The 5899-nt window shown below is 52.8% G+C and carries 1 protein-coding gene; it reads right to left on the bottom strand.

Annotation, left to right across the window (positions count from 1 at the left end; all coding sequences use genetic code 11):
- Positions 1-5557: 5557 nt before the first annotated feature.
- A partial coding sequence (locus DXZ77_RS12785) for a hypothetical protein (protein ID WP_220181671.1) occupies positions 5558-5899 on the bottom strand: 342 nt, incomplete at its 5' end.

The following is a 5899-nucleotide window of genomic DNA, read 5'->3' on the forward strand; positions in this document are numbered from 1 at the left end:
TTGTGCCTTTCAGCTCTAGGGCAAAGTAGCACACCCAGAGCAGAAGTCCTACTTCAGCCAGATAGGCCTGCAAGAAACTGCGTTTCACAGGCCTTTGGAAGAGATGTTCCCGGTAGGCTGTAAGAGCACTGTGCAGAGCGAGTTGTTTCTTAGCTTCCCAAAGAGCTGGAAGCAAGATGCTGTGGGCCCAACTCGCCCTTTGGAAAGAAGCCTGCACGTTGTGCCTTTCAGCTCTAGGGCAATGTAGCACACCCAGAGCAGAAGTCCTACTTCAGCCAGATCAGGCCTGCAAAGAAACTGCGTTTCACAGGCCTTTGGAAGAGATGTTCCCGGTAGGCTGTAAGAGCACTGTGCAGAGCGAGTTGTTTCTTAGCTTCCCAAAGAGCTGGAAGCAAGATGCTGTGGGGCCCAACTCGCCCTTTGGAAAGAAGCCTGCACGTTGTGCCTTTCAGCTCTAGGGCAAGTAGCACACCCAGAGCAGAAGTCCTACTTCAGCCAGATCAGGCCTGCAAAGAAACTGCGTTTCACAGGCCTTTGGAAGAGATGTTCCCGGTAGGCTGTAAGAGCACTGTGCAGAGCGAGTTGTTTCTTAGCTTCCCAAAGAGCTGGAAGCAAGATGCTGTGGGGCCCAACTCGCCCTTTGGAAAGAAGCCTGCACGTTGTGCCTTTCAGCTCTAGGGCAAAGTAGCACACCCAGAGCAGAAGTCCTACTTCAGCCAGATCAGGCCTGCAAAGAAACTGCGTTTCACAGGCCTTTGGAAGAGATGTTCCCGGTAGGCTGTAAGAGCACTGTGCAGAGCGAGTTGTTTCTTAGCTTCCCAAAGAGCTGGAAGCAAGATGCTGTGGGGCCCAACTCGCCCTTTGGAAAGAAGCCTGCACGTTGTGCCTTTCAGCTCTAGGGCAAGTAGCACACCCAGAGCAGAAGTCCTACTTCAGCCAGATCAGGCCTGCAAAGAAACTGCGTTTCACAGGCCTTTGGAAGAGATGTTCCCGGTAGGCTGTAAGAGCACTGTGCAGAGCGAGTTGTTTCTTAGCTTCCCAAAGAGCTGGAAGCAAGATGCTGTGGGGCCCAACTCGCCCTTTGGAAAGAAGCCTGCACGTTGTGCCTTTCAGCTCTAGGGCAAAGTAGCACACCCAGAGCAGAAGTCCTACTTCAGCCAGATCAGGCCTGCAAAGAAACTGCGTTTCACAGGCCTTTGGAAGAGATGTTCCCGGTAGGCTGTAAGAGCACTGTGCAGAGCGAGTTGTTTCTTAGCTTCCCAAAGAGCTGGAAGCAAGATGCTGTGGGGCCCAACTCGCCCTTTGGAAAGAAGCCTGCACGTTGTGCCTTTCAGCTCTAGGGCAAAGTAGCACACCCAGAGCAGAAGTCCTACTTCAGCCAGATCAGGCCTGCAAAGAAACTGCGTTTCACAGGCCTTTGGAAGAGATGTTCCCGGTAGGCTGTAAGAGCACTGTGCAGAGCGAGTTGTTTCTTAGCTTCCCAAAGAGCTGGAAGCAAGATGCTGTGGGGCCCAACTCGCCCTTTGGAAAGAAGCCTGCACGTTGTGCCTTTCAGCTCTAGGGCAAAGTAGCACACCCAGAGCAGAAGTCCTACTTCAGCCAGATCAGGCCTGCAAAGAAACTGCGTTTCACAGGCCTTTGGAAGAGATGTTCCCGGTAGGCTGTAAGAGCACTGTGCAGAGCGAGTTGTTTCTTAGCTTCCCAAAGAGCTGGAAGCAAGATGCTGTGGGGCCCAACTCGCCCTTTGGAAAGAAGCCTGCACGTTGTGCCTTTCAGCTCTAGGGCAAGTAGCACACCCAGAGCAGAAGTCCTACTTCAGCCAGATCAGGCCTGCAAAGAAACTGCGTTTCACAGGCCTTTGGAAGAGATGTTCCCGTAGGCTGTAAGAGCACTGTGCAGAGCGAGTTGTTTCTTAGCTTCCCAAAGAGCTGGAAGCAAGATGCTGTGGGGCCCAACTCGCCCTTTGGAAAGAAGCCTGCACGTTGTGCCTTTCAGCTCTAGGGCAAGTAGCACACCCAGAGCAGAAGTCCTACTTCAGCCAGATCAGGCCTGCAAAGAAACTGCGTTTCACAGGCCTTTGGAAGAGATGTTCCCGGTAGGCTGTAAGAGCACTGTGCAGAGCGAGTTGTTTCTTAGCTTCCCAAAGAGCTGGAAGCAAGATGCTGTGGGGCCCAACTCGCCCTTTGGAAAGAAGCCTGCACGTTGTGCCTTTCAGCTCTAGGGCAATGTAGCACACCCAGAGCAGAAGTCCTACTTCAGCCAGATCAGGCCTGCAAAGAAACTGCGTTTCACAGGCCTTTGGAAGAGATGTTCCCGGTAGGCTGTAAGAGCACTGTGCAGAGCGAGTTGTTTCTTAGCTTCCCAAAGAGCTGGAAGCAAGATGCTGTGGGGCCCAACTCGCCCTTTGGAAAGAAGCCTGCACGTTGTGCCTTTCAGCTCTAGGGCAATGTAGCACACCCAGAGCAGAAGTCCTACTTCAGCCAGATCAGGCCTGCAAAGAAACTGCGTTTCACAGGCCTTTGGAAGAGATGTTCCCGTAGGCTGTAAGAGCACTGTGCAGAGCGAGTTGTTTCTTAGCTTCCCAAAGAGCTGGAAGCAAGATGCTGTGGGGCCCAACTCGCCCTTTGGAAAGAAGCCTGCACGTTGTGCCTTTCAGCTCTAGGGCAAAGTAGCACACCCAGAGCAGAAGTCCTACTTCAGCCAGATCAGGCCTGCAAAGAAACTGCGTTTCACAGGCCTTTGGAAGAGATGTTCCCGGTAGGCTGTAAGAGCACTGTGCAGAGCGAGTTGTTTCTTAGCTTCCCAAAGAGCTGGAAGCAAGATGCTGTGGGGCCCAACTCGCCCTTTGGAAAGAAGCCTGCACGTTGTGCCTTTCAGCTCTAGGGCAAAGTAGCACACCCAGAGCAGAAGTCCTACTTCAGCCAGATCAGGCCTGCAAAGAAACTGCGTTTCACAGGCCTTTGGAAGAGATGTTCCCGTAGGCTGTAAGAGCACTGTGCAGAGCGAGTTGTTTCTTAGCTTCCCAAAGAGCTGGAAGCAAGATGCTGTGGGGCCCAACTCGCCCTTTGGAAAGAAGCCTGCACGTTGTGCCTTTCAGCTCTAGGGCAAAGTAGCACACCCAGAGCAGAAGTCCTACTTCAGCCAGATCAGGCCTGCAAAGAAACTGCGTTTCACAGGCCTTTGGAAGAGATGTTCCCGTAGGCTGTAAGAGCACTGTGCAGAGCGAGTTGTTTCTTAGCTTCCCAAAGAGCTGGAAGCAAGATGCTGTGGGGCCCAACTCGCCCTTTGGAAAGAAGCCTGCACGTTGTGCCTTTCAGCTCTAGGGCAAAGTAGCACACCCAGAGCAGAAGTCCTACTTCAGCCAGATCAGGCCTGCAAAGAAACTGCGTTTCACAGGCCTTTGGAAGAGATGTTCCCACTAGGCTGTAAGAGCACTGTGCAGAGCGAGTTGTTTCTTAGCTTCCCAAAGAGCTGGAAGCAAGATGCTGTGGGGCCCAACTCGCCCTTTGGAAAGAAGCCTGCACGTTGTGCCTTTCAGCTCTAGGGCAAAGTAGCACACCCAGAGCAGAAGTCCTACTTCAGCCAGATCAGGCCTGCAAAGAAACTGCGTTTCACAGGCCTTTGGAAGAGATGTTCCCGGTAGGCTGTAAGAGCACTGTGCAGAGCGAGTTGTTTCTTAGCTTCCCAAAGAGCTGGAAGCAAGATGCTGTGGGGCCCAACTCGCCCTTTGGAAAGAAGCCTGCACGTTGTGCCTTTCAGCTCTAGGGCAAAGTAGCACACCCAGAGCAGAAGTCCTACTTCAGCCAGATCAGGCCTGCAAAGAAACTGCGTTTCACAGGCCTTTGGAAGAGATGTTCCCGTAGGCTGTAAGAGCACTGTGCAGAGCGAGTTGTTTCTTAGCTTCCCAAAGAGCTGGAAGCAAGATGCTGTGGGGCCCAACTCGCCCTTTGGAAAGAAGCCTGCACGTTGTGCCTTTCAGCTCTAGGGCAAAGTAGCACACCCAGAGCAGAAGTCCTACTTCAGCCAGATCAGGCCTGCAAAGAAACTGCGTTTCACAGGCCTTTGGAAGAGATGTTCCCGGTAGGCTGTAAGAGCACTGTGCAGAGCGAGTTGTTTCTTAGCTTCCCAAAGAGCTGGAAGCAAGATGCTGTGGGGCCCAACTCGCCCTTTGGAAAGAAGCCTGCACGTTGTGCCTTTCAGCTCTAGGGCAAAGTAGCACACCCAGAGCAGAAGTCTACTTCAGCCAGATCAGGCCTGCAAAGAAACTGCGTTTCACAGGCCTTTGGAAGAGATGTTCCCGGTAGGCTGTAAGAGCACTGTGCAGAGCGAGTTGTTTCTTAGCTTCCCAAAGAGCTGGAAGCAAGATGCTGTGGGGCCCAACTCGCCCTTTGGAAAGAAGCCTGCACGTTGTGCCTTTCAGCTCTAGGGCAAGTAGCACACCCAGAGCAGAAGTCCTACTTCAGCCAGATCAGGCCTGCAAAGAAACTGCGTTTCACAGGCCTTTGGAAGAGATGTTCCCGGTAGGCTGTAAGAGCACTGTGCAGAGCGAGTTGTTTCTTAGCTTCCCAAAGAGCTGGAAGCAAGATGCTGTGGGGCCCAACTCGCCCTTTGGAAAGAAGCCTGCACGTTGTGCCTTTCAGCTCTAGGGCAAAGTAGCACACCCAGAGCAGAAGTCCTACTTCAGCCAGATCAGGCCTGCAAAGAAACTGCGTTTCACAGGCCTTTGGAAGAGATGTTCCCGGTAGGCTGTAAGAGCACTGTGCAGAGCGAGTTGTTTCTTAGCTTCCCAAAGAGCTGGAAGCAAGATGCTGTGGGGCCCAACTCGCCCTTTGGAAAGAAGCCTGCACGTTGTGCCTTTCAGCTCTAGGGCAAAGTAGCACACCCAGAGCAGAAGTCCTACTTCAGCCAGATCAGGCCTGCAAAGAAACTGCGTTTCACAGGCCTTTGGAAGAGATGTTCCCGGTAGGCTGTAAGAGCACTGTGCAGAGCGAGTTGTTTCTTAGCTTCCCAAAGAGCTGGAAGCAAGATGCTGTGGGGCCCAACTCGCCCTTTGGAAAGAAGCCTGCACGTTGTGCCTTTCAGCTCTAGGGCAAAGTAGCACACCCAGAGCAGAAGTCCTACTTCAGCCAGATCAGGCCTGCAAAGAAACTGCGTTTCACAGGCCTTTGGAAGAGATGTTCCCGTAGGCTGTAAGAGCACTGTGCAGAGCGAGTTGTTTCTTAGCTTCCCAAAGAGCTGGAAGCAAGATGCTGTGGGGCCCAACTCGCCCTTTGGAAAGAAGCCTGCACGTTGTGCCTTTCAGCTCTAGGGCAAAGTAGCACACCCAGAGCAGAAGTCCTACTTCAGCCAGATCAGGCCTGCAAAGAAACTGCGTTTCACAGGCCTTTGGAAGAGATGTTCCCGTAGGCTGTAAGAGCACTGTGCAGAGCGAGTTGTTTCTTAGCTTCCCAAAGAGCTGGAAGCAAGATGCTGTGGGGCCCAACTCGCCCTTTGGAAAGAAGCCTGCACGTTGTGCCTTTCAGCTCTAGGGCAAAGTAGCACACCCAGAGCAGAAGTCCTACTTCAGCCAGATCAGGCCTGCAAAGAAACTGCGTTTCACAGGCCTTTGGAAGAGATGTTCCCGGTAGGCTGTAAGAGCACTGTGCAGAGCGAGTTGTTTCTTAGCTTCCCAAAGAGCTGGAAGCAAGATGCTGTGGGGCCCAACTCGCCCTTTGGAAAGAAGCCTGCACGTTGTGCCTTTCAGCTCTAGGGCAAAGTAGCACACCCAGAGCAGAAGTCCTACTTCAGCCAGATCAGGCCTGCAAAGAAACTGCGTTTCACAGGCCTTTGGAAGAATGTTCCCGGTAGGCTGTAAGAGCACTGTGCAGAGCGAGTTGTTTCTTAGCTTCCCAAAGAGCTG

Origin of the sequence: Dermatophilus congolensis, assembly GCF_900447215.1 — a bacterium.
GTDB classification, from domain to species: Bacteria; Actinomycetota; Actinomycetes; order Actinomycetales; family Dermatophilaceae; genus Dermatophilus; species Dermatophilus congolensis_A.